The organism is Escherichia sp. WS1118, from assembly GCF_046487695.1.
In the GTDB taxonomy this organism is placed as follows: domain Bacteria; phylum Pseudomonadota; class Gammaproteobacteria; order Enterobacterales; family Enterobacteriaceae; genus Escherichia; species Escherichia coli.
Genome location: NZ_JBJQIZ010000003.1, coordinates 422,562 through 444,023, shown reverse-complemented (window position 1 = coordinate 444,023; position 21,462 = coordinate 422,562). Strand labels below are relative to the sequence as shown.

The window sequence follows — 21,462 nt, the reverse complement described above, 5'->3', positions numbered from 1 at the left end:
TACAAATTTAGCACAGGGGCAGTTTTCAAGAGTCCGAAAAGCGCATGGATTGTAGATTTATTTCTTATTTCCTAAGATTATGAAACCGCAATAGTAATATGCAAATAAGCAATTAATAATCCTGTTTACTCCTCCGGTCTTTTAAAATTCTCACCTTCATTCAGCTGGTTTATGTCCTTCATGTCTTCGTTCTTGCACGGCAGATTTCTGCATCCAGGCGTGTTTTCGTTATGCGTTTTGCTCCCTTTACTCGCCAGCGCCACCACATCACATATCTCTTTTAGCTACGCCGCCCGCCAGCGGATGCAAAACCGTGCGCGTTTATTAAAACAGTACCAAACCCATCTGAAAAAGCAGGCCAGCTATATTGTGGAAGGCAATGCCAAAAGCAGAAGGGCGCTGCGCCAGCATAATCGGGAGCAGATAAAACAGCATCCAGAATGGTTTCCTGCGCCGCTCAAGGCGAGTGACAGACGCTGGCAGGCGTTGGTGGAGAATAATCATTTCTTAAGCAGCGACCATCTACATAACATCACCGAAGTGGCGATTCACCGCCTGGAGCAGCAGCTAGGTAAGCCTTATATCTGGGGGGGCACGCGGCCTGATAAAGGCTTCGACTGTAGCGGGTTGGTTTTTTATGCCTACAACAAGATCCTTGAGGCTAAGCTCCCGCGCACGGCCAATGAGATGTACCACTACCGTCGGGCAACGATTGTGGCAAATAACGACCTGCGCCGGGGAGATTTGCTGTTTTTCCATATCCACAGTCGTGAGATAGCCGACCATATGGGCGTATATCTTGGAGACGGTCAGTTTATCGAGTCACCGCGCACCGGGGAAACCATTCGGGTAAGTCGGTTAGCCGAACCTTTCTGGCAGGACCATTTTTTAGGCGCGCGACGGATTTTGACGGAAGAGACGATTTTGTAGGCCGGATAAGGCGTTCACGCCGCATCCGGCGGTTGTGCGCCGGTGTCTGATGCGACGCTACGCGTCTTATCATGCCTACAAATCTGTGCATTTTTTGCGAGCCGCTTTCCCGATTTAACACAACATCATTGCCGACTTTTCCTTTTCTTCTTACCGTTGAGAAAAAGGAGTCGTTATGTCTGAATATCGTCGTTATTACATCAAGGGGGGAACCTGGTTTTTCACGGTAAATTTACAGAATCGTCGAAACCAACTTTTGACCACCCAGTTTCAGACGCTCCGTAACGCTATTATTAAAGTTAAGCGAGACAGACCTTGTGAAATTAACGCTTAGGTAGTTTTGCCGGAGCATATGCATTGCATATGGACATTACCTGAAGGCGATGATGATTTTTCCTCGCGCTGGCGGGAAATTAAAAAGCAATTTACCCATGCTTGTGGATTGAAAAATATCTGGCAACCACGTTTTTGGGAACATGCTATCCGCAATACCAAAGACTATCGCCATCATGTTGATTATATTTATATAAATCCAGTAAAACATGGTTGGGTAAAACAAGTGAGTGATTGGCCATTCTCAACGTTTCACCGCGATGTTGTGAAAGGGTTATATCCCATCGATTGGGCGGGAGACGTAACGGATTTTAGTGCTGGGGAGCGTATCATTTTATAGCTGTGCGCCGATGCCTGATGCGACGCAGACGCGTCTTATCATGCCTACAAAACCGCGCTCACCCGTAGGCCGGATAAGGCGTTCACGCCGCATCCGGCGGTTGTGCACCGGTGCCAGATGCGCCGCTACGCGTCTTATCATGCCGACAAAACCGCACTCACCCGTAGGCCGGATAAGGCGTTCACGCCGCATCCGGCGGTTGTGCGCCGATGCCTGATGCGACGCAGATGCGTCTTATCATGCCGACAAAACCGCGCTCACCCGTAGGCCGGATAAGGCGTTCACGCCGCATCCGGCGGTTGTGCACCGATGCCAGATGCGACGCCACGCGTCTTATCATGCCGACAAAACCGTGCTCACCCGTAGGCCGGATAAGGCGTTCACGCCGCATCCGGCAATATGCACCGATGCCGGATGCCTACATCAACGCCCCCATTATCTTCAACTCCAGCTCATCCGGCACTTCGTTATACGACAGCACATGCAGCCCCGGTGCAAACAACCTTGCGTAGCGCGCCAGCAAAGGGCGCAGCTGCGGCGGCACCAGCAGCACCGGATCTTTCCCCGCCGCTTTCATCTGCTCCTTCACCTGCGGCATCGTGATCTGAAACTGGTTGAGCATATTCGGGTCCACCGGCACGCTATCAAGCATCACTTTGCCGGCCTGTTGCGCCTGATTCACCACGTTGGTCAGCAGATTTTCCAGCTCATTATTCAGCGTATACACCGTCAGCTCCTGCTTGCGAACGAACGGATGGGTAATGCTGCGCCGCAGCGCCAGACGCACATCGGCCGCCAGCAGAATATGATCTTTAGTCACCGCACTACTGGCGACCAACACGGTGGCGATGGTGACGATATCGCGCAGGGAAACGCCTTCAGTCAGTAGCGCCCGGTACACTTTCAGCAACTGGCTGTAATTGAGCGCCGCGCTCAAATCTTCCGCCAGTCGCGGTGCCATCGACGACAAACGGTTATGCAGCTGAGTAATATCGTCATAGTTAAACAAATCAGGAATATAGCTGCGCACAATCTTATTCACATGGGTGGCAATTACGCTGGCGCTGTCGATCACCTGATACCCCATATTCAGCGCCTTCGCTTTCTGCGCGGGCTGAATCCAGGTGACCGGCATCCCGTACGCCGGGTCGTTCCCCAGCACGCCGTCTATCTCGCCGTAGGTTTCGCTGGAGGGCAGGGCCATCAGTTTATCCGCCGGAATATCCGCTTCATCAGCCTTAATGCCGTTGATGAAAATAGCGTACTGGCTGGGCTTGAGGCGGAAGTTTTCCCGAATACGGATCTCCGGCAGCAGCACGCCGTTGCCGTCGGAAATCACCTGACGTACGCCGCGAATACGCTGGGTGAGCGGGTTGCCCTGCGCTTTATCCACCAGCGCCACCAGTTTGTAGCCGAGGCTTAAACTGATAGGTTCGATCAGCGGAATAGTTTCCCAACTGACCTGTTGCTCGCTGGTTTCTGTCATCGTACGGGTTAGCGTTTCGAGGCTTTTCTCTTCCGCCTCCGCCGCTTGCGGGCGCTTGCTCATCCGCCAGCCGGTAAAACCAAGCAGGGCGCTGAACATCAGGAACGGGAAATGCGGCATTCCCGGCACCACCGCCAGCACGAACATAATTCCAGTGGCGGTGTAGAGAACCGACGGGCTTGCCAGCAACTGATTACGCACGTCATGGGCGATATCACCGTTATCGCTGACGCGGGTGACGATAATCGCCGCCGCGGTGGAGAGCAGCAGGGAAGGGATTTGCGCCACCAGCCCATCGCCGATAGTCATCAGCACATATTGCTGGAAGGCGGCGTCGGCGCTCAGGTTGTATTTGAAGATGCCGATACAGACGCCGCCGATCAGGTTGATCGCCAGAATCATCATCCCGGCGATGGCGTCCCCGCGCACAAATTTTGATGCCCCGTCCATTGCGCCGTAGAAATCGGCCTCGCTGGCGACATCTTTACGCCGGGTCTGCGCCTGCGCCTGATTGATCAACCCGGCGTTAAGGTCGGCGTCAATCGCCATCTGTTTGCCGGGCATCGCGTCCAGGGTAAAGCGGGCACTTGGTGACGACGATAAAGTTGATTGTCAACAGCGTCAGTAAATCCGAGCGTGAAAGCATTATCGCCGCGCTGCACGGGCAGTCGATTTTTAACGGTGGTGGGTTGTCGCCGTTAAATAAAATCAGCCCGTCTCATCTGCCAAAACCTGCCACCGTGGCGGTGCCGGAAGAGACGGAGAAAAAAGCGCGCGACGTCAACGAGAAAACGGCGCTGTTGAAGAAGAAATCCGCCACCGAGCTTGGCGAGCTGGCGACCAGTATCAATACCATCGCCCGTGATGCGCATATGGAAGCGAATCTGGAGATGGAGATTGTTCCCCAGGGATTACGCGTGCTGATTAAAGACGACCAGAACCGCAATATGTTTGAACGCGGCAGCGCGCATATTATGCCGTTCTTTAAAACTTTGCTGGTGGAGCTTGCGCCAGTGTTCGACTCGCTCGATAACAAAATTATTATTACCGGGCATACCGATGCGATGGCCTACAAAAACAATATCTACAACAACTGGAACCTTTCGGGCGATCGCGCGCTTTCGGCTCGTCGGGTGCTGGAAGAGGCCGGAATGCCGGAAAATAAAGTGATGCAGGTAAGCGCAATGGCGGACCAGATGCTGCTGGATGCCAAAAATCCGCAAAGCGCGGGCAACCGGCGCATTGAGATTATGGTGCTGACCAAAAGTGCGTCCGATACGCTGTATCAATACTTTGGTCAGCATGGGGATAAAGTGGTGCAGCCGCTGGTGCAAAAGCTGGATAAGCAGCAGGTGCTTTCGCAGCGAGCGCGTTAAATGCTGAATCTTTACGCATTTCTCAAACCCTGAAATCACTGTATACTTTACCAGTGTTGAGAGGTGAGCAATGCGTAAAATCATTCATGTGGATATGGACTGCTTTTTCGCAGCGGTGGAGATGCGCGACAATCCCGCCCTGCGCGATATCCCTATTGCTATTGGCGGCAGCCGCGAACGACGGGGGGTAATCAGCACCGCCAATTATCCCGCGCGTAAATTTGGCGTACGTAGCGCTATGCCGACAGGGATGGCGCTCAAATTATGCCCGCATCTCACCTTGCTTCCAGGGCGCTTTGACGCCTACAAAGAAGCCTCAAATCATATCCGCGAAATTTTCTCGCGCTATACCTCGCGCATTGAACCGTTATCACTGGATGAAGCCTATCTCGATGTCACCGATAGCGTCCATTGCCACGGTTCTGCGACCCTCATCGCCCAGGAAATCCGCCAGACGATCTTCAACGAGCTGCAACTGACGGCGTCTGCGGGCGTTGCGCCGGTCAAGTTTCTCGCCAAAATCGCCTCCGACATGAATAAACCCAACGGTCAGTTTGTGATTACTCCGGCTGAGGTTCCGGCATTTCTGCAAACCTTACCGCTGGCAAAAATTCCCGGCGTCGGCAAAGTCTCAGCGGCTAAACTGGAAGCGATGGGGCTACGAACCTGCGGTGATGTGCAAAAGTGTGATCTGGTGACTCTGCTCAAACGTTTTGGCAAATTTGGCCGCATTTTGTGGGAGCGTAGTCAGGGCATTGACGAGCGCGACGTTAATAGCGAAAGGTTGCGAAAATCCGTCGGTGTAGAACGTACGATGGCGGAAGATATTCATCACTGGTCTGAATGTGAAGCGATCATCGAGCGGCTTTACCCTGAACTGGAGCGTCGTTTGGCAAAGGTAAAACCTGATTTGCTGATTGCTCGCCAGGGGGTGAAATTAAAGTTCGACGATTTTCAGCAAACCACCCAGGAACACGTCTGGCCGCGGCTGAATAAATCTGATCTAATCGCCACCGCGCGTAAAACCTGGGATGAACGCCGCGGCGGGCGCGGTGTGCGACTGGTGGGGCTGCATGTGACGTTGCTTGACCCGCAAATGGAAAGACAACTGGTGCTGGGATTATGATGTATACTATTTTGTATATTCTGGTGTGCATTATTATGAGGAGATCACTGTATGCATCGAATTCTCGCTGAAAAATCGGTCAATATCACTGAGTTACGTAAAAACCCAGCTAAATACTTTATTGATCAACCTGTTGCGGTTCTTTCTAATAATCGCCCCGCAGGATATCTCTTAAGTGCCAGCGCATTTGAAGCATTAATGGACATGCTTGCAGAACAAGAGGAGAAAAAGCCCATAAAGGCGCGCTTCCGTCCGAGTGCTGCAAGATTAGAGGAAATTACACGCCGCGCTGAACAATATCTTAATGATATGACGGATGATGATTTCAATGACTTTAAGGAATAAGGATGCGGGTATTCAAAACAAAACTTATTCGCCTGCAACTTACAGCAGAGGAACTTGAAGCGTTAACGGCGGATTTTATTTCCTATAAGCGTGACGGTGTTTTGCCAGATATATTTGGTCGTGATGCACTCTACGACGACTCGTTTACCTGGCCATTAATCAAATTTGAGCGAGTTGCTCATATTCATCTGGCAAATGTGAATAATCCATTTCCGCCACAGTTGCGCCAATTCAGCAGAACGAATGACGCAGCGCATTTGGTATATTGTCAGGGCGCGTTTGATGAGCAAGCATGGTTGCTCATTGCCATTCTGAAACCTGAACCTCATAAACTGGCTCGAGATAACAACCAAATGCATAAAATTGGGAAAATGGCAGAAGCGTTTCGCATGCGTTTTTGAATTTATATTATGAATAACATACAAATAAGAAACTATCAGCCTGGTGATTTTCAGCAACTATGCGCTATTTTCCTTCGAGCTGTTACGATGACGGCGAGTCAGCACTATTCTCCACAGCAAATTGCCGCCTGGGCGCAGATTGACGAATCTCGCTGGAAGGAGAAACTCGCGAAATCACAAGTGCGGGTTGCAGTTATTAATGCACAACCGGTTGGTTTTATTACCTGCATTGGACATTATATCGATATGTTATTTGTTGAACCGGAATACACCCGACGCGGGGTTGCCAGCGCTTTGTTAAAACCATTGATTAAGTCTGAATCCGAACTTACGGTGGACGCCAGCATAACCGCAAAACCCTTTTTTGAACGTTATGGTTTTCAGACAGTTAAGCAGCAGCGCGTTGAATGCCGGGGAACGTGGTTTACTAATTTTTATATGCGATATAAACCGCAACATTAAATCCAGCTTGCAATGAAAATAACGCCCGTCTAGTATGTGCGCGTTTTCTTATTCCACAAACTGCAAGGAGGTAAATCATGACAAATCCTTTATCAATGACTCTTTGCAGACCTTTCCAGGATTAATTCTTTTTTCTTGCCCTGGATTCGTCTGCCATTTCCTGATTTTTATTCATAAATGGAATGGTACATGGGCAAATATATTCGTCCCTTATCCGATGCGGTATTTACCATCGCATCTGATGACCTGTGGATCGAAAGTTCAGCGATCCAACAATTACACACCACGGCAAATTTACCCAACATGCAGCGCGTTGTGGGGATGCCAGATTTACATCCCGGACGCGGCTACCCGATTGGCGCAGCGTTCTTCTCTGTTGGTCGTTTTTACCCGGCACTGGTCGGCAATGATATCGGCTGCGGCATGGCGCTATGGCAAACAGATATTCTCGCTCGCAAATACAACGCCGATAAGTTTGAAAAGCGATTATCAGATCTGGATGACGTTGCTGAAGAAAGCTGGCTGGAGGAAAACCTGCCGTCAGCATTTGCACAGCATCCGTGGCGCAACTCGCTTGGCTCCATCGGTGGCGGTAACCACTTCGCAGAACTGCAACAGATTGATCAAATTATCGACGCGGAACTGTTTGCACTGGCTGGTCTGGATGCGCAGCATCTGCAACTGCTGGTTCATAGCGGCTCGAGGGGATTGGGGCAGTCTATTTTACAGCGGCATATTGCCTCGTTTTCGCATCATGGTTTGCCTGAAGGCAGTGACGACGCGCTACGGTATATTGCGGAACATGACGATGCGCTGGCGTTTGCGCGTATTAATCGCCAGCTGATCGCTTTGCGCATAATGCAACAAGTTAAGGCCACCGGAAGTCCGGTTCTGGATGTGGCGCATAACTTTGTTAGCGCGTGCCAAATCGGCGATCAACAGGGCTGGTTGCATCGTAAAGGCGCCACGCCGGATGACAACGGTCTGGTGATTATTCCCGGTTCACGCGGCGATTACTCCTGGCTGGTTAAACCTGTTGCGAACGAAAAAACGCTCCACTCGCTGGCGCATGGGGCGGGGCGTAAATGGGGGCGCACCGAGTGTAAAGGGCGTCTGGCAGCGAAATACACGGCGACGCAACTCTCGCGGACTGAACTTGGCAGTCGGGTAATTTGTCGCGATAAACAACTCATCTTTGAAGAAGCGCCACAAGCCTATAAATCGGCTGAAAGCGTGGTGCAATGTCTGGTGCTGGCTGGGTTAATTATTCCTGTCGCGCGACTGCGCCCGGTGCTGACGCTCAAAAACAGTGGAGGGAAAAAAGGATGATCTTGCTACAACTCTCCTCTGCTCAGGGGCCGGAAGAATGTTGTCTCGCAGTGAAAAAAGCACTGGACAGGCTGATTAAAGAAGCTACCCGACAGGACGTCGCGGTAACGGTGCTGGAAACAGAAACGGGTCGCTACTCTGACACACTGCGTTCGGCGCTGATTTCTCTGGATGGCGATAACGCATGGGCTCTAAGCGAAAGCTGGTGCGGCACTATCCAGTGGATTTGTCCGAGTCCGTATCGGCCTCATCATGGGCGCAAAAACTGGTTTCTGGGCATTGGGCGTTTTACCGCTGATGAGCAGGAACAATCGGATGCAATCCGTTATGAGACGCTGCGTTCGTCGGGGCCGGGCGGTCAACATGTCAATAAAACCGACTCGGCGGTACGCGCCACGCATCTGGCATCCGGTATTAGCGTGAAGGTTCAGTCAGAGCGCAGTCAGCATGCTAACAAACGGCTGGCGCGATTACTGATTGCCTGGAAGCTGGAACAACAGCAACAGGAAAATAGCGCGGCGCTGAAATCGCAGCGGCGAATGTTCCATCACCAGATTGAACGTGGCAACCCGCGACGAACGTTTACAGGGATGGCTTTTATCGAAGGGTAATGAAGGATGAAACTGCCGGAAGGCGATTAAACGCCATCCGGCAGCAAATCAAATAATTACTTCGCCGGAATTTCTTTCAGCAGTTCAGTCAGCAGTGTCCAGTAATGGCCAACGCTTTCGATATGAACTTGCTCATCCGGGGAGTGTGGCCCGGTGATGGTTGGCCCGATAGACACCATGTCCATTTCCGGATACGGTTTTTTGAACAGGCCACATTCGAGGCCCGCGTGGATAATCTGGATGTTCGGCGTTTTGTTGAACAGACGCTGATAGGTTTCACGTACCAGATGCATTACCGGAGAGTTAGCGTCCGGCTGCCAGCCAGGATATGCGCCTTTTGCTTCGGTTTTCGCACCTGCCAGTTTACCCAGCGAATCCAGCATGCTCACTACGTAGTCTTTACCGCTGTCGATCAGAGAACGGATCAGGCAGTGAATTTCTACGTTATTGTCGGTCATGGTCACCACACCGACGTTCAGGGAGGTTTCGACCACACCTTTTGCCACGTCGGAGTTGCGGATCACACCGTTCGGGGTGGCGTTCAGCAGACGAATAAAGGTATCGCGAGATTTCGCAATCAGGGCAGCTTTATCGTTCGCAACAGAGTCCAGCAGCAATGCCAGATTTTTCTCTTTCTCTGCCAGTTCGTTTTTCAGGATCTCCTGATAGGTATCCACCAGAGATTTCAGGGCGTCGACTTTATCAGCTGCGACAGCAATGGTCGCAAAGGCTTCACGCGGGATGGCGTTACGCAGTGTGCCGCCGTTGAAATCAATAAGACGCAGGTCCAGTTCTTCTGCATGACCCGCCAGGAAGCGCACCAACAGTTTGTTGGCATTACCCAGGCCAACGTGGATTTCACCGCCGGAGTGACCGCCTTTCAGACCTTTTAAGGTTAACTTGAAGGTTTCAAAACCAGCTGGAACCGCTTCACGATCTAAATGCAGGTTGGAGGTGAAGTCGATACCTCCCGCACAACCCATGTAGATTTCACCTTCTTCTTCGGAGTCGGTGTTAATCAGAATATCAGCCTGCAACCAGTTGCTCTGTAAGCCAAAAGCACCGTCCATACCGGCTTCTTCGGTCATGGTCAGCAGCACTTCCAGCGGGCCGTGAACCACGTTTTCGTCAGCCAGAACCGCCAGTGCAGAGGCCATACCAATGCCGTTATCCGCACCCAGCGTGGTGCCGCGTGCTTTAACCCATTCGCCATCAATATAAGGCTGGATAGGATCTTTAGTGAAGTCATGCACGGTGTCGTTATTTTTTTGCGGCACCATATCGAGGTGGGCCTGCAAGACGACCGGTTTACGATTTTCCATACCTGCGGTAGCAGGTTTACGAATCAGGATATTACCTACCTGATCGCGTTCGACATGGAAACCTTTCTCTTTTGCCCAACCAACAATGTATTCAGCGAGTTGCTCTTCATGATAGGACGGGTGAGGAATAGAACAGATTTTGGCAAAAATATCCCACAGCGGCTGTGGAGATAATTGAGACAGTTCAGACACGTTAAGTCTCCTTGTCGATCACCCGCAAAACAGTATTGCAGGTCACAGGGTTAGCAGAAAATGTTGTCAACACAAGACAGGCTTGCGAGATATGTTTGAGAATACCACTTTATCCCGCGTCAGGGAGAGGCAGTGCGTAAAAAGACGCGGACTCATGTGAAATACTGGTTTTTAGTGCGCCAGATCTCTATAATCTCGCGCAACCTATTTTCCCCTCGAACACTTTTTAAGCCGTAGATAAACAGGCTGGGACACTTCACATGAGCGAAAAATACATCGTCACCTGGGACATGTTGCAGATCCATGCACGTAAACTCGCAAGCCGACTGATGCCTTCTGAACAATGGAAAGGCATTATTGCCGTAAGCCGTGGCGGTCTGGTACCGGGTGCGTTACTGGCGCGTGAACTGGGTATTCGTCATGTCGATACCGTTTGTATTTCCAGCTACGATCATGACAACCAGCGCGAGCTTAAAGTGCTGAAACGCGCAGAAGGCGATGGCGAAGGCTTCATCGTTATTGATGACCTGGTAGATACCGGTGGTACTGCGGTTGCGATTCGTGAAATGTATCCAAAAGCGCACTTTGTCACCATCTTCGCAAAACCGGCTGGTCGTCCGCTGGTTGATGATTATGTTGTTGATATCCCGCAAAATACCTGGATCGAACAGCCGTGGGATATGGGCGTCGTATTCGTCCCGCCAATCTCCGGTCGCTAATCTTTTCAACGCCTGGCACTGCCGGGCGTTGTTCTTTTTAACTTCAGGCGGGTTACAATAGTTTCCAGTAAGTATTCTGGAGGCTGCATCCATGACACAGGCAAACCTGAGCGAAACCCTGTTCAAACCCCGCTTTAAACATCCTGAAACCTCGACGCTAGTCCGCCGCTTTAGTCACGGCGCACAACTGCCTGTGCAGTCGGCTCTTGATGGTAAAACCATCCCTCACTGGTATCGCATGATTAACCGTCTGATGTGGATCTGGCGCGGCATTGACCCCCGTGAAATCCTCGATGTCCAGGCGCGTATTGTGATGAGCGATGCCGAACGTACCGACGATGATTTATACGATACGGTGATTGGCTACCGCGGCGGCAACTGGATTTATGAGTGGGCTACCCAGGCGATGGTGTGGCAACAAAAAGCCTGTGCGGAAGAAGATCCGCAACTCAGCGGTCGACACTGGCTGCATGCGGCTACGTTGTACAACATTGCTGCCTATCCTCATCTGAAAGGAGATGACCTGGCCGAGCAAGCGCAGGCTTTGTCAAACCGCGCCTATGAAGAGGCCGCTCAGCGTCTGCCGGGCACGATGCGGCAGATGGAGTTTACCGTACCCGGCGGTGCGCCCATCACCGGCTTTTTGCATATGCCGAAAGGCGATGGCCCGTTCCCGACAGTATTAATGTGTGGTGGTCTGGATGCGATGCAGACGGACTATTACAGCCTGTATGAACGTTATTTTGCGCCGCGCGGCATTGCTATGCTGACTATTGATATGCCGTCGGTGGGCTTTTCTTCAAAATGGAAGCTCACCCAGGACTCCAGCCTGTTGCATCAGCACGTTTTAAAGGCGCTGCCTAACGTACCGTGGGTGGATCACACTCGCGTCGCGGCCTTTGGTTTCCGTTTCGGCGCTAACGTTGCCGTGCGTCTGGCATACCTTGAATCGCCGCGTCTGAAAGTGGTTGCCTGTCTTGGTCCGGTAGTTCATACCCTGTTGAGTGATTTTAAGTGCCAGCAACAGGTGCCGGAAATGTATCTTGACGTTCTGGCCAGTCGTTTAGGGATGCATGATGCTTCCGATGAAGCGTTGCGAGTGGAGTTGAATCGCTATTCATTAAAAGTGCAAGGATTGCTGGGACGTCGCTGCCCAACGCCAATGTTATCAGGCTACTGGAAGAACGATCCGTTCAGCCCGGAAGAGGACTCACGCTTAATCACGTCGTCATCTGCTGACGGTAAATTATTAGAGATCCCATTTAACCCGGTGTATCGGAATTTTGACAAAGGCCTTCAGGAAATCACAGACTGGATCGAAAAACGTTTGTGTTAAAAATTTGCTAAATTTTACCAATTTGGTAAAACAGTTGCATCACAACAGGAGATTGCAATGACGTTACCGAGTGGACACCCGAAGAGCAGATTAGTCAAAAAATTTACCGCACTAGGCCCGTATATTCGTGAAGGTAAGTGCGAAGATAATCGATTCTTTTTCGATTGTCTGGCTGTATGCGTCAACGTGAAACCGGCACCGGAAGTGCGTGAGTTCTGGGGCTGGTGGATGGAACTGGAAGCGCAGGAATCCCGTTTTACCTACAGTTACCAGTTTGGTCTGTTCGATAAAGCAGGCGACTGGACGAGTGTTCAGATAAAAGATGCCGAAGTGGTTGAACGACTGGAGCACACCCTGCGTGAATTTCACGAGAAGCTGCGTGAGCTGCTGGCGACGTTGAATCTGAAGCTGGAACCGGCAGATGATTTTCGTGATGAACCGGTGAAGTTAACGGCGTGAATGAAATGTGCCGGATGCATCACATCCGGCAATATCCATTAAAACTGATAGGTCATGCCAACCGCGACAATATCATCATTATTAATATTCAATTTGTTATCGCTATCCAGTTGGTTGATTTTATAATCAACAAACGCTGACATATTTTTGTTGAAATAATACGTAGCACCAACATCGACATAATTGACCAGATCTTCATCACCGATGCCCTCAATATCTTTCCCTTTCGATAAGACATAACCCAGCGATGGACGCAGACCAAAGTCAAACTGGTATTGAGCGACCGCTTCAAAGTTCTGCGTCTTATTGGCAAAGCCGCCAGAGATTGGCGTCATTTTACGTGTTTCAGAATAGAAAGTTGCCAGATAAATATTATTGGCATCGTATTTCAGACCTGTTGCCCATGCTTCTGCACGCTTGCCTGTGCCACGGCTTTGCAGGTTCTGCTCGTTGGTACGATCAGAGTTGGTATAGGCTCCACTGATGGCGAAATCGCTGCCACCAAAGTCATATGTCAATGACGTGCCGAAGCCATCGCCGTTTTGCTTTTTAACGTCGCGGTTTTCGTTTTTCCCTTGATATTGCAGGGTTAAGTTCAGGCCATCGATAACGCCGAAGAAGTCGGTGTTCCGATACGTCGCCAGACCGCTGGCGCGTTTGGTCATAAAGTTGTCGGTCTGCGCCGAGGAGTCGCCACCAAATTCCGGGAACATATCGGTCCAGGCTTCCACGTCATACAACGCGCCCAGGTTACGACCATAATCGAAAGAACCCAAATCTTTATATTTCAACCCGGCAAAAGCGAGACGCGTTTTTTGCTGTGCAGTATCACTCTCCGCTTTATTACCGGCAAACTCAGCTTCCCAACGACCATAACCAGTCAGTTGATCGTTAATTTGTGTTTCGCCTTTAAAACCAAAACGGATATAACTCTGGTCGCCATCTTTACTGTCATTATCACTCATATAATGCATGGCTTTAACTTTGCCATAGACATCCAGTTTATTACCGTCTTTGTTATATATTTCTGCGGCCTGTACGGATACAGATGCCACAATGCCCATCACCACTAATGCCAGAGTGCTCTTTTTCATTTTCATTCCTGATTTTAATTAACGCGCGAATATTCAGCGGGAGAGTCCCGTTGAAAACAGGAAAGTTTTTAACCTGAGATTGTTAAAGATATATTACAGATTAATAATATTCTTAAAATGTGGTAATTTATTAAATCTGTAATAAAAGCGTAAACAACTGCCGCTACGCTTGCTGATCCCGCGCAACAAAACGCCATGCTTTGCTCGCAGATGGTTGGCAACCGACGACAGTCCTGCTAAAACGTTCGTTTGATATCATTTTTTCCTAAAATTGAATGGCAGAGAATCATGAGTGACAGCCAGACGCTGGTGGTAAAACTCGGCACCAGTGTGCTAACAGGCGGATCGCGCCGCCTGAACCGTGCCCATATCGTTGAACTTGTTCGCCAGTGCGCGCAGTTACATGCCGCCGGGCATCGGATTGTTATTGTGACGTCGGGTGCGATTGCCGCCGGACGTGAGCACCTGGGGTACCCGGAATTGCCAGCGACTATCGCTTCAAAACAGCTGCTGGCGGCGGTAGGGCAGAGTCGACTGATTCAACTGTGGGAACAGCTGTTTTCAATTTACGGCATTCATGTCGGGCAGATGTTGCTGACCCGTGCTGATATGGAAGATCGTGAACGCTTCCTGAACGCCCGTGATACCCTGCGTGCGTTGCTCGATAACAATATCGTTCCGGTAATTAATGAGAACGATGCTGTCGCTACGGCAGAGATTAAGGTCGGTGATAACGATAACCTTTCTGCGCTGGCGGCGATTCTGGCGGGTGCCGATAAACTGTTGCTGCTGACCGATCAAAAAGGTTTGTATACCGCTGACCCGCGCAGCAATCCGCAGGCAGAACTGATTAAAGATGTGTACGGCATTGATGACGCACTGCGCGCGATTGCCGGTGATAGCGTTTCAGGCCTCGGAACTGGCGGTATGAGCACCAAATTGCAGGCCGCTGACGTGGCTTGCCGTGCGGGTATCGACACCATTATTGCCGCGGGCAGCAAGCCGGGCGTTATTGGTGATGTGATGGAAGGCATTTCCGTCGGTACGCTGTTCCATGCCCAGGCGACTCCGCTTGAAAACCGTAAACGCTGGATTTTCGGTGCGCCGCCTGCGGGTGAAATCACGGTAGATGAAGGGGCAACTGCCGCCATTCTGGAACGCGGCAGCTCCCTGTTGCCGAAAGGCATTAAAAGCGTGACTGGCAATTTCTCGCGTGGTGAAGTCATCCGTATTTGCAACCTCGAAGGTCGCGATATCGCCCACGGCGTCAGTCGTTACAACAGCGATGCATTACGCCGTATTGCCGGACACCACTCGCAAGAAATTGATGCAATACTGGGATATGAATACGGCCCGGTTGCCGTTCACCGTGATGACATGATTACCCGTTAAGGAGCTGGCCGATGCTGGAACAAATGGGCATTGCCGCGAAGCAAGCCTCGTATAAATTAGCGCAACTCTCCAGCCGCGAAAAAAATCGTGTGCTGGAAAAAATCGCCGATGAACTGGAAGCACAAAGCGAAAGTATCCTCAACGCTAACGCACAGGATGTTGCAGACGCGCGTGCCAATGGCCTTAGCGAAGCGATGCTTGACCGTCTGGCACTGACGCCCGCACGGCTGAAAGGCATTGCCGACGATGTGCGCCAGGTGTGCAATCTCGCCGATCCTGTGGGGCAGGTAATCGATGGCGGCGTACTGGACAGCGGCCTGCGTCTTGAGCGTCGTCGCGTACCGCTGGGGGTGATTGGCGTGATTTATGAAGCGCGCCCGAACGTGACGGTTGATGTTGCTTCCCTGTGCCTGAAAACCGGTAACGCGGTGATCCTGCGCGGCGGCAAAGAAACCTGTCGCACTAACGCTGCAACGGTAGCGGTGATTCAGGACGCCCTGAAATCCTGCGGCTTACCGGCGGGTGCCGTGCAGGCAATTGATAATTCTGACCGTGCGCTGGTCAGTGAAATGCTGCGTATGGATAAATACATCGACATGCTGATCCCGCGCGGTGGGGCTGGTTTGCATAAACTGTGCCGCGAGCAGTCGACAATCCCGGTGATCACAGGCGGTATAGGCGTATGCCATATTTACGTTGATGAAAGTGCAGAGATCGCTGAAGCCCTGAAAGTAATTGTCAACGCGAAAACTCAGCGACCGAGCACATGTAATACGGTAGAAACGTTGCTGGTAAATAAAAACATCGCAGATAGCTTCCTGCCCGCATTAAGCAAACAAATGGCGGAAAGCGGCGTGACGTTACACGCTGATGCAGCCGCGCTGGCGCAGTTGCAGGCAGGCCCCGCGAAGGTGGTGGCTGTTAAAGCCGAAGAGTATGACGATGAGTTTCTGTCATTAGATTTGAACGTCAAAATCGTTAGCGATCTGGATGACGCCATTGCCCATATTCGTGAACACGGCACGCAACACTCCGATGCGATCCTGACCCGCGATATGCGCAACGCCCAGCGTTTTGTTAACGAAGTGGATTCCTCCGCTGTTTACGTTAACGCCTCTACGCGTTTTACCGACGGCGGCCAGTTTGGTCTGGGGGCGGAAGTTGCGGTAAGCACACAAAAACTCCACGCGCGCGGCCCAATGGGGCTGGAAGCTCTGACCACTTACAAGTGGATCGGCATTGGTGATTACACCATTCGTGCGTAAATAAAACCGGGTGATGCAAAAGTAGCCATTTGATTCACAAGGCCATTGACGCATCGCCCGGTTAGTTTTAACCTTGTCCACCGTGATTCACGTTCGTGAACATGTCCTTTCAGGGCCGATATAGCTCAGTTGGTAGAGCAGCGCATTCGTAATGCGAAGGTCGTAGGTTCGACTCCTATTATCGGCACCATCAAGAAAATCAATAACTTAGCTTAACTTCTCTAAGAAATTGTATCTTCTGTTATCACTTACAAACGCCTATACGTTGTTATGGGCTTTGGTAGTGTAACACGTATGGGCGAGTAGTTCCCAGGCTCAACCTCGTAACAAGTTCCTTTGAAGCTGGAAGACGTGCCACCGTCTCTAAACCTTCTACCAAAACTCTTAGCAAGATGTTCCACACCTGGCGCGGTGTCCAATGATGCCACACGTCGTGAGACGTTGCAGAGGATAAACAGGCTAAATGATGGGAAGAGTTTTAAGTGCAATAGTGGATTAAAGCCCACCTCTTCAAAACCTAACTTGATCGGGAAAGAATCAAGCTCTAGCACGGTTTCGTCCACCGGAGTACAACGGGTGCCTGATAAGAGAAGAACTGCTAAGACTTCATAGCTTTTGTGAAAAAGCCCTTTTTAGTGGATACGCCTACGGCGCTTATTTTTTGGTATAACCATCAAAGGCGCTTTATGGCTCCTATTGTCTTGAAAATGTATCTTTACTTGTATTGTGTTTTATGCGTAGTCTCCCTGTGTAGTATGTAACTTGTTAATTTTCATATGAATACAGAGGCACACGATGAAAAACATTGCAGCTATCAAACGTAATAACCGCAAGATTCACGCTCGTAAGTTCCTGTCTACGCCAGAAGGAAAAGCCTGGCTAGAGCGTAAACAGAGAGAGAACGAAGAAAGAAAACTCCTTAGTGAGTTGAAATGGCTTAGAGAGGATTTCTGAAAATCTCCAGAACGCAACAGGACGCATTCTAACGCTGTTTTCATTGCTTGGTATAGGGATGTATAGGTGATGTGTGTTTAATGCGTCTGTGCGCTTGTTTTGTGCCTTATTTTGCATTTTCATAATGCAGAAGAGAACACGAAAAACCTTAAAATTAATTATTGGGGTATTTAAGGCTATTTTCAGGTTATTTAAGGGTATTAAACTTGATTTAATTGTTTAAAATATAAACAGATAGTTCTGTATCTTATTGATTTATAAGGTTATTTTTAAATAAAGGTAAATAAAAAATAAATAGCCATAAATAGCTATAAATACATCTAAATACCTATATCCCTTCCCTTATGGCTAGATTGCGAGAGGTGCTTAACGCGATTTTCAGCGCCCCCCGATCTGGAAAATCCAGAATCCCCAAATATCAGCAAGGAATTTTCTTGCGTAATCAACATCGTTTTTACCTATTAAATCATTACACAGAAAGCCTTTCTGTAATGTCTCTCACTAAACTTTCACTAAACACGAGAATGATCGGTTTTATGTCGGATCAGATGCTAGAAACAGCACCACGTCTCACAAGGGCTGTAAGCGATGAAACCAGTGTTTATGCGGGTACAGGTCAAAATATAGGCCAAAATCCATTTAACATAATAATCGTAATATGCACTAAGGAACACATAGAACGCCTTGAATTGATGTATCAGGGGAAAAGTGATGGATTTTTTACGTAGGAGCACGAGAGGGCTTCTATTGACTTTTGTATACTATGAAATATAATTAAAGGTTTTTTTGTTTTTATTGTGTGATGTAGTGGATTACACAGGGGAATAGATTAAATGGTGTTCTGTTTATACAGGTTTATTTGTTAGATCAACAATTTGGCATTTCTAAACAGATGTTTGAACGTTGCCAAATGTCTTGAAAACACAAGAAAAGGGCTTGCTATGCCACGCATTACACGAAATAAGGCTGTAAAAACAAAATAAATTTTAAAATTTGCACAAACGAGAAACCTCGTTCAGAAACAAGCAGAACAATTTTTAGCCAACAATTTCTGATGGTGCTCTGTAAGCCGCATTACACAAGGGTTTGCGAAAGTGATGTAAAAGTGAAGAAAGTAAGAATTGCACTTTAAGCTACTTTTTTCATTGAATTTTTAGTATGGAATTACACAGGGAATAGAGAGCATTATTCTATGATTTACACAGGGAATATAGGGGATTATGGCACACACATAGAAAGGCATTACACAGAGTGCTATGTGACAAATGGATGTAACGAGAGGTTACATTCAGCTACCCCCACAGAATTCTGTTACCCCTATCAAGTCTGATACCCCTATCAAAACTGATACCCGATAAGTATAAATAACACCTAGGAAATGATTTCCGATCTATTTAGGAAGTAACCTAGGAAGTGGTTTCCTACCTACTTAGGAAATGAGTTCCTACCTACCTAGGAAATGAGTTCCACCAATACTATAATTAAATACTATAATTAAATAATATAAATAATATTCTTTATACTATATAGCTCACAGTGAACTAGGGGTAGGTCATAGTGAACTACCCCCACAGAATTCTGTTAATCTTAACTTTTAAAGAGATTTTTACCCTAACAAAATTCTGTTACCCCACCCTAACAGAATTCTGTTATACACCCCCACAGAAAACTGTTAGACACCCCCACAGAATTCTGTTACCTATTAGATCATTTATTAAATTACTTATTAAATTATAATATTATATATTTATTTATATGATCTTTTTGCCTTCCTGCGTTAGCGTCACTCTCTAGCAAGCAGCCTTACTCCGCTACCTTTCGGGCTTCGTGGCTGGCCCGTTCCGCTCACACCGAAAGCAAAGCGTTACTTTCTTCGTGTAACTATCGTTGGCGGTAACGCCCACGAAGAAATACTATTGCGCTGTGCGCAGAAGAGTAATCACCTAACCAATCATACTGATTGCTTACGTGTTAACTCTCTCTAACTCTTAATTACCCTCCTACATTTAATAACTCTGTTATTCTCTGTAGTTGTGTAATTACTCGAAGAGAGAGCGGCTAAAGCTCAATTACACTCTGCTTTCCTCGTGTAATTTCACTAAGCCTCAATACAATTCCACTTCCTACATTCTGTAGTCGTGTAATTGTTTTCGGTGGAAAAGCCAGAGGCGACACCGAAAGAGAATTCTGATCTTATTAATCTTATCTATCTTAGTTATCTTACTTACTTTATCTACTTTATTATTAATAATAGCTTTATAAGCTCTGTGTAGCTCTTTGACGCAAGAAACAGCATTCAGGAAGGGAATCACCTTAGAAAAGTGTTCTTTGCGTCATAATGTGTTTTATGAAGGATTCAGAGGTGTTTCATAACAAGAGTGTATAGAGGATACTTTAATTAATTAAAAATAAGGGGTCTAAATGCTTCTCTAACAGCATTAAGCAGGGTAGGGAATGGAAACGCATTGCCTACATATAATAAGCTCACTACAGGGCTTTACAGAACGTTTTATAAAGTGACTCTCTATCTTATATCTACCATCACCTTTTCATATGCCTAACAAATACAAAATAAGCCCCTTAAATAAGCCTCTGGCGAGCTAAACAGCCATTAGATAAGGGAATGTATTGCTTTTATCAAAATCTCGTTAGAACGCGTTTTAGAGCGTTTTAGACAATAAGGAGGAATAGCACTACACAGAAGAGCACGAATTGCTAAGAAAAAATGTAAGTGCATGAAAAAGATCAGATTTTTTATGAAAAGGTATTGACAAATGTTTCTTTATATGTAATAATAGGTATTAGAGGGACAGAAAAACATTCTTCTCTAAATAATCAAAATCAATGCACTTTGAAGCCGTCAGGCTTGCAAGGTGTTTTTTCTTTTAACTGAATAAGGAGTTTTTTATGAAATGGTTTACACCGAAACACGTCGTAGAGGCATTTAAAAAAGGTGAGCTTACACGCCACCAAGTAGTAATGAATCGTAATATGGCAAGGAGTCGAGGTTATCCAGAGCGTGAAAAATGTTTTGACGATGCACTGAAAATTATTGATGAACTGCGTAAAGCTGAGAAAGAATAATAGACAAGAGAAGGAGAAAACTATGAGCGAAACTAAGAAACCAATTCCGCGCACTTACCTACACGTTGACCCTGAAATCTTCAAGGTTTTATTTGCTGAAGCCAAGAAAAGGCAAATTATGGTCAGTGATTTGATGTTAGAAATCATTACTGAAGCAGCAGAGAACATCAAACAAAAAAAGGGTAAGTGATCCTCATTCACTTTAGTAGCGCATTAAGCGTGATTTATAAGGAGATTTTTAATGATTAATGAAGAACAATTTGTAAAAGTTCCTATGTGGATTCTAAAAATAAGCCAAGTAAACGGGCATAAATTTACAGATAGTGCTAAAAACCTTTACTGCTATCTGAAAGGGTTTGATCGTGCATTTCCCTCTTACGCTAAGATAGGCGATGTTTTTGGCATAACACCAAGAGCAGCAGAGGAAAGGGTTAAGAAATTGCTCGAAATGGGGTTAATTATAAAAGATGCACGACCAGGAAGTTCTAATGTCTATCAAGTGGTAGATATTCCACAAGAAGAAGCTAGACAAGAAGCCAAGACACAACAAGAAGCTACTGTTAAAGCTGTTCCTGATCAGCTTCCCCCTACGGAAGATAATAAACAGCCTTCTTTTGATGCTCTTGATGATGATTGGGATGCGCCTTTGCCGTGGGAGACGGAAGAAACACCTGTTTCATCAAGTGAAAAGGTAGCTAATGATAATGAGGAGGATGTGTTAGAGAATTTTGCATCTCTTATTATCACGCAGAAGAATACCAGAACAGGAGGGGCATCTTTTATTGAGTTTGCAAATTCACTAGCTTATAGACACGGGCTAAAACGACCAAATGGTATTGAGGCATATTTTTCTAAGCATTACCCAAATGTATACGAAGACTTTGATATTCCATTTTAATAAGGAGG

The 21,462-nt window shown here is 48.1% G+C and carries 20 protein-coding genes, 1 tRNA gene and 2 pseudogenes; 19 read left to right on the top strand and 4 right to left on the bottom strand.

Going from position 1 to position 21,462, the window contains the following annotated elements; all coding sequences use genetic code 11:
- Window positions 1-180 precede the first annotated feature (180 nt).
- Both ACJHYO_RS07920 and rayT read left to right on the top strand, forming a co-directional pair.
- Complete coding sequence (locus ACJHYO_RS07920; protein ID WP_000093934.1) at window positions 181-930, top strand: C40 family peptidase; 750 nt, start codon at window positions 181-183, stop codon at window positions 928-930.
- Between the two features lie 175 nt (window positions 931-1,105).
- Window positions 1,106-1,603, top strand: a pseudogene (gene rayT, locus ACJHYO_RS07915) (REP-associated tyrosine transposase RayT).
- A gap of 181 nt (window positions 1,604-1,784) precedes the next feature.
- Here the strand turns inward: rayT and ACJHYO_RS07910 are convergent.
- Both ACJHYO_RS07910 and ACJHYO_RS07905 read right to left on the bottom strand, forming a co-directional pair.
- Window positions 1,785-1,943, bottom strand: a complete 159-nt coding sequence (locus ACJHYO_RS07910) for a hypothetical protein (protein WP_153275555.1) — start codon at window positions 1,941-1,943, stop codon at window positions 1,785-1,787.
- Between the two features lie 78 nt (window positions 1,944-2,021).
- Window positions 2,022-3,686 (bottom strand): annotated as a pseudogene (locus tag ACJHYO_RS07905) (flagellar biosynthesis protein FlhA); the annotation flags it as partial.
- Between ACJHYO_RS07905 and lafU the strand changes: the two are divergent.
- From lafU to prfH, 7 genes are all read left to right on the top strand, one after another.
- Window positions 3,680-4,465 carry a putative lateral flagellar export/assembly protein LafU gene (gene lafU / locus ACJHYO_RS07900; RefSeq protein WP_000207542.1) on the top strand — a complete coding sequence of 262 codons (786 nt, stop codon included), beginning with the start codon at window positions 3,680-3,682 and terminating at the stop codon, window positions 4,463-4,465. The pseudogene ACJHYO_RS07905 and the gene lafU sit on opposite strands and share 7 nt — an antisense overlap.
- Before the next feature lie 70 nt (window positions 4,466-4,535).
- Window positions 4,536-5,591, top strand: a complete 1,056-nt coding sequence (dinB, locus tag ACJHYO_RS07895) for a DNA polymerase IV (RefSeq protein WP_001226168.1) — start codon at window positions 4,536-4,538, stop codon at window positions 5,589-5,591.
- A gap of 51 nt (window positions 5,592-5,642) precedes the next feature.
- Complete coding sequence (gene yafN / locus ACJHYO_RS07890) at window positions 5,643-5,936, top strand: type I toxin-antitoxin system antitoxin YafN (protein WP_000554758.1); 294 nt, start codon at window positions 5,643-5,645, stop codon at window positions 5,934-5,936.
- A gap of 2 nt (window positions 5,937-5,938) precedes the next feature.
- Window positions 5,939-6,337, top strand: coding sequence for a type II toxin-antitoxin system mRNA interferase toxin YafO (gene yafO, locus ACJHYO_RS07885; protein ID WP_001263500.1), 399 nt, complete (start codon window positions 5,939-5,941; stop codon window positions 6,335-6,337).
- A 9-nt stretch (window positions 6,338-6,346) separates the two neighbouring features.
- Window positions 6,347-6,799, top strand: a complete 453-nt coding sequence (locus ACJHYO_RS07880) for a GNAT family N-acetyltransferase (RefSeq protein ID WP_001059895.1) — start codon at window positions 6,347-6,349, stop codon at window positions 6,797-6,799.
- A 189-nt stretch (window positions 6,800-6,988) separates the two neighbouring features.
- Window positions 6,989-8,128, top strand: a complete 1,140-nt coding sequence (locus tag ACJHYO_RS07875; protein ID WP_000521577.1) for an RNA ligase RtcB family protein — start codon at window positions 6,989-6,991, stop codon at window positions 8,126-8,128.
- Window positions 8,125-8,739 (top strand): peptide chain release factor H, encoded by a 615-nt coding sequence (gene prfH, locus ACJHYO_RS07870; protein WP_000602123.1) that lies wholly within the window; start codon window positions 8,125-8,127, stop codon window positions 8,737-8,739. The genes ACJHYO_RS07875 and prfH overlap by 4 nt, the downstream gene beginning before the upstream one ends.
- Window positions 8,740-8,795: 56 nt before the next feature.
- Here the strand turns inward: prfH and pepD are convergent, their stop codons facing one another.
- Window positions 8,796-10,253, bottom strand: coding sequence for a cytosol nonspecific dipeptidase (gene pepD, locus ACJHYO_RS07865; protein WP_001292999.1), 1,458 nt, complete (start codon window positions 10,251-10,253; stop codon window positions 8,796-8,798).
- Between the two features lie 260 nt (window positions 10,254-10,513).
- Between pepD and gpt the strand changes: the two genes are divergently transcribed.
- The 3 genes from gpt to crl all read left to right on the top strand — a co-directional run bounded on the left by gpt (window position 10,514) and on the right by crl (window position 12,767).
- Window positions 10,514-10,972, top strand: coding sequence for a xanthine phosphoribosyltransferase (gene gpt, locus ACJHYO_RS07860; RefSeq protein WP_001291991.1), 459 nt, complete (start codon window positions 10,514-10,516; stop codon window positions 10,970-10,972).
- Window positions 10,973-11,063: 91 nt separating this feature from the next.
- A complete protein-coding gene (gene frsA, locus ACJHYO_RS07855; RefSeq protein ID WP_000189573.1) occupies window positions 11,064-12,308 on the top strand; it encodes an esterase FrsA in 1,245 nt (414 codons plus the stop codon).
- A gap of 57 nt (window positions 12,309-12,365) precedes the next feature.
- A complete protein-coding gene (crl, locus tag ACJHYO_RS07850) occupies window positions 12,366-12,767 on the top strand; it encodes a sigma factor-binding protein Crl (protein WP_000174703.1) in 402 nt (133 codons plus the stop codon).
- Window positions 12,768-12,805: 38 nt separating this feature from the next.
- Here the strand turns inward: crl and phoE are convergent, their stop codons facing one another.
- Window positions 12,806-13,861, bottom strand: coding sequence for a phosphoporin PhoE (gene phoE / locus ACJHYO_RS07845; protein WP_000749899.1), 1,056 nt, complete (start codon window positions 13,859-13,861; stop codon window positions 12,806-12,808).
- A 288-nt stretch (window positions 13,862-14,149) separates the two neighbouring features.
- Here phoE and proB point away from each other — a divergent pair, with 288 nt between their 5' ends.
- From proB to ACJHYO_RS07810, 7 genes are all read left to right on the top strand, one after another.
- Entirely contained in the window at window positions 14,150-15,253 is a 1,104-nt protein-coding gene (proB, locus tag ACJHYO_RS07840; protein WP_001285288.1) for a glutamate 5-kinase, read from the top strand.
- Window positions 15,254-15,264: 11 nt separating this feature from the next.
- Window positions 15,265-16,518, top strand: coding sequence for a glutamate-5-semialdehyde dehydrogenase (gene proA / locus ACJHYO_RS07835; RefSeq protein ID WP_000893309.1), 1,254 nt, complete (start codon window positions 15,265-15,267; stop codon window positions 16,516-16,518).
- 114 nt (window positions 16,519-16,632) lie between these two features.
- Window positions 16,633-16,708 (top strand) — tRNA-Thr (locus tag ACJHYO_RS07830).
- Window positions 16,709-17,313: 605 nt separating this feature from the next.
- Window positions 17,314-17,472: a hypothetical protein gene (locus ACJHYO_RS07825; protein WP_000788777.1), complete on the top strand. Its 159-nt coding sequence runs from the start codon at window positions 17,314-17,316 to the stop codon at window positions 17,470-17,472.
- Window positions 17,473-20,379: 2,907 nt separating this feature from the next.
- Window positions 20,380-20,556 (top strand): hypothetical protein, encoded by a 177-nt coding sequence (locus tag ACJHYO_RS07820; RefSeq protein ID WP_410232433.1) that lies wholly within the window; start codon window positions 20,380-20,382, stop codon window positions 20,554-20,556.
- Window positions 20,557-20,578: 22 nt separating this feature from the next.
- A complete protein-coding gene (locus ACJHYO_RS07815) occupies window positions 20,579-20,746 on the top strand; it encodes a hypothetical protein (protein WP_000005056.1) in 168 nt (55 codons plus the stop codon).
- 51 nt (window positions 20,747-20,797) lie between these two features.
- Complete coding sequence (locus ACJHYO_RS07810) at window positions 20,798-21,454, top strand: transcriptional regulator (protein WP_094323706.1); 657 nt, start codon at window positions 20,798-20,800, stop codon at window positions 21,452-21,454.
- Window positions 21,455-21,462 lie beyond the last annotated feature (8 nt).

Coding starts and splice junctions, on each gene's coding strand:
- ACJHYO_RS07920 (WP_000093934.1), top strand. CDS start 181: ATGTCTTCGTTCTTGCACGGCAGATTTCTGCATCCAGGCGTGTTTTCG.
- ACJHYO_RS07910 (WP_153275555.1), bottom strand. CDS start 1,943: ATGATAAGACGCGTGGCGTCGCATCTGGCATCGGTGCACAACCGCCGG.
- dinB (WP_001226168.1), top strand. CDS start 4,536: ATGCGTAAAATCATTCATGTGGATATGGACTGCTTTTTCGCAGCGGTG.
- yafN (WP_000554758.1), top strand. CDS start 5,643: ATGCATCGAATTCTCGCTGAAAAATCGGTCAATATCACTGAGTTACGT.
- yafO (WP_001263500.1), top strand. CDS start 5,939: ATGCGGGTATTCAAAACAAAACTTATTCGCCTGCAACTTACAGCAGAG.
- ACJHYO_RS07880 (WP_001059895.1), top strand. CDS start 6,347: ATGAATAACATACAAATAAGAAACTATCAGCCTGGTGATTTTCAGCAA.
- ACJHYO_RS07875 (WP_000521577.1), top strand. CDS start 6,989: ATGGGCAAATATATTCGTCCCTTATCCGATGCGGTATTTACCATCGCA.
- prfH (WP_000602123.1), top strand. CDS start 8,125: ATGATCTTGCTACAACTCTCCTCTGCTCAGGGGCCGGAAGAATGTTGT.
- gpt (WP_001291991.1), top strand. CDS start 10,514: ATGAGCGAAAAATACATCGTCACCTGGGACATGTTGCAGATCCATGCA.
- frsA (WP_000189573.1), top strand. CDS start 11,064: ATGACACAGGCAAACCTGAGCGAAACCCTGTTCAAACCCCGCTTTAAA.
- crl (WP_000174703.1), top strand. CDS start 12,366: ATGACGTTACCGAGTGGACACCCGAAGAGCAGATTAGTCAAAAAATTT.
- phoE (WP_000749899.1), bottom strand. CDS start 13,861: ATGAAAAAGAGCACTCTGGCATTAGTGGTGATGGGCATTGTGGCATCT.
- proB (WP_001285288.1), top strand. CDS start 14,150: ATGAGTGACAGCCAGACGCTGGTGGTAAAACTCGGCACCAGTGTGCTA.
- proA (WP_000893309.1), top strand. CDS start 15,265: ATGCTGGAACAAATGGGCATTGCCGCGAAGCAAGCCTCGTATAAATTA.
- ACJHYO_RS07825 (WP_000788777.1), top strand. CDS start 17,314: ATGAAAAACATTGCAGCTATCAAACGTAATAACCGCAAGATTCACGCT.
- ACJHYO_RS07820 (WP_410232433.1), top strand. CDS start 20,380: ATGAAATGGTTTACACCGAAACACGTCGTAGAGGCATTTAAAAAAGGT.
- ACJHYO_RS07815 (WP_000005056.1), top strand. CDS start 20,579: ATGAGCGAAACTAAGAAACCAATTCCGCGCACTTACCTACACGTTGAC.
- ACJHYO_RS07810 (WP_094323706.1), top strand. CDS start 20,798: ATGATTAATGAAGAACAATTTGTAAAAGTTCCTATGTGGATTCTAAAA.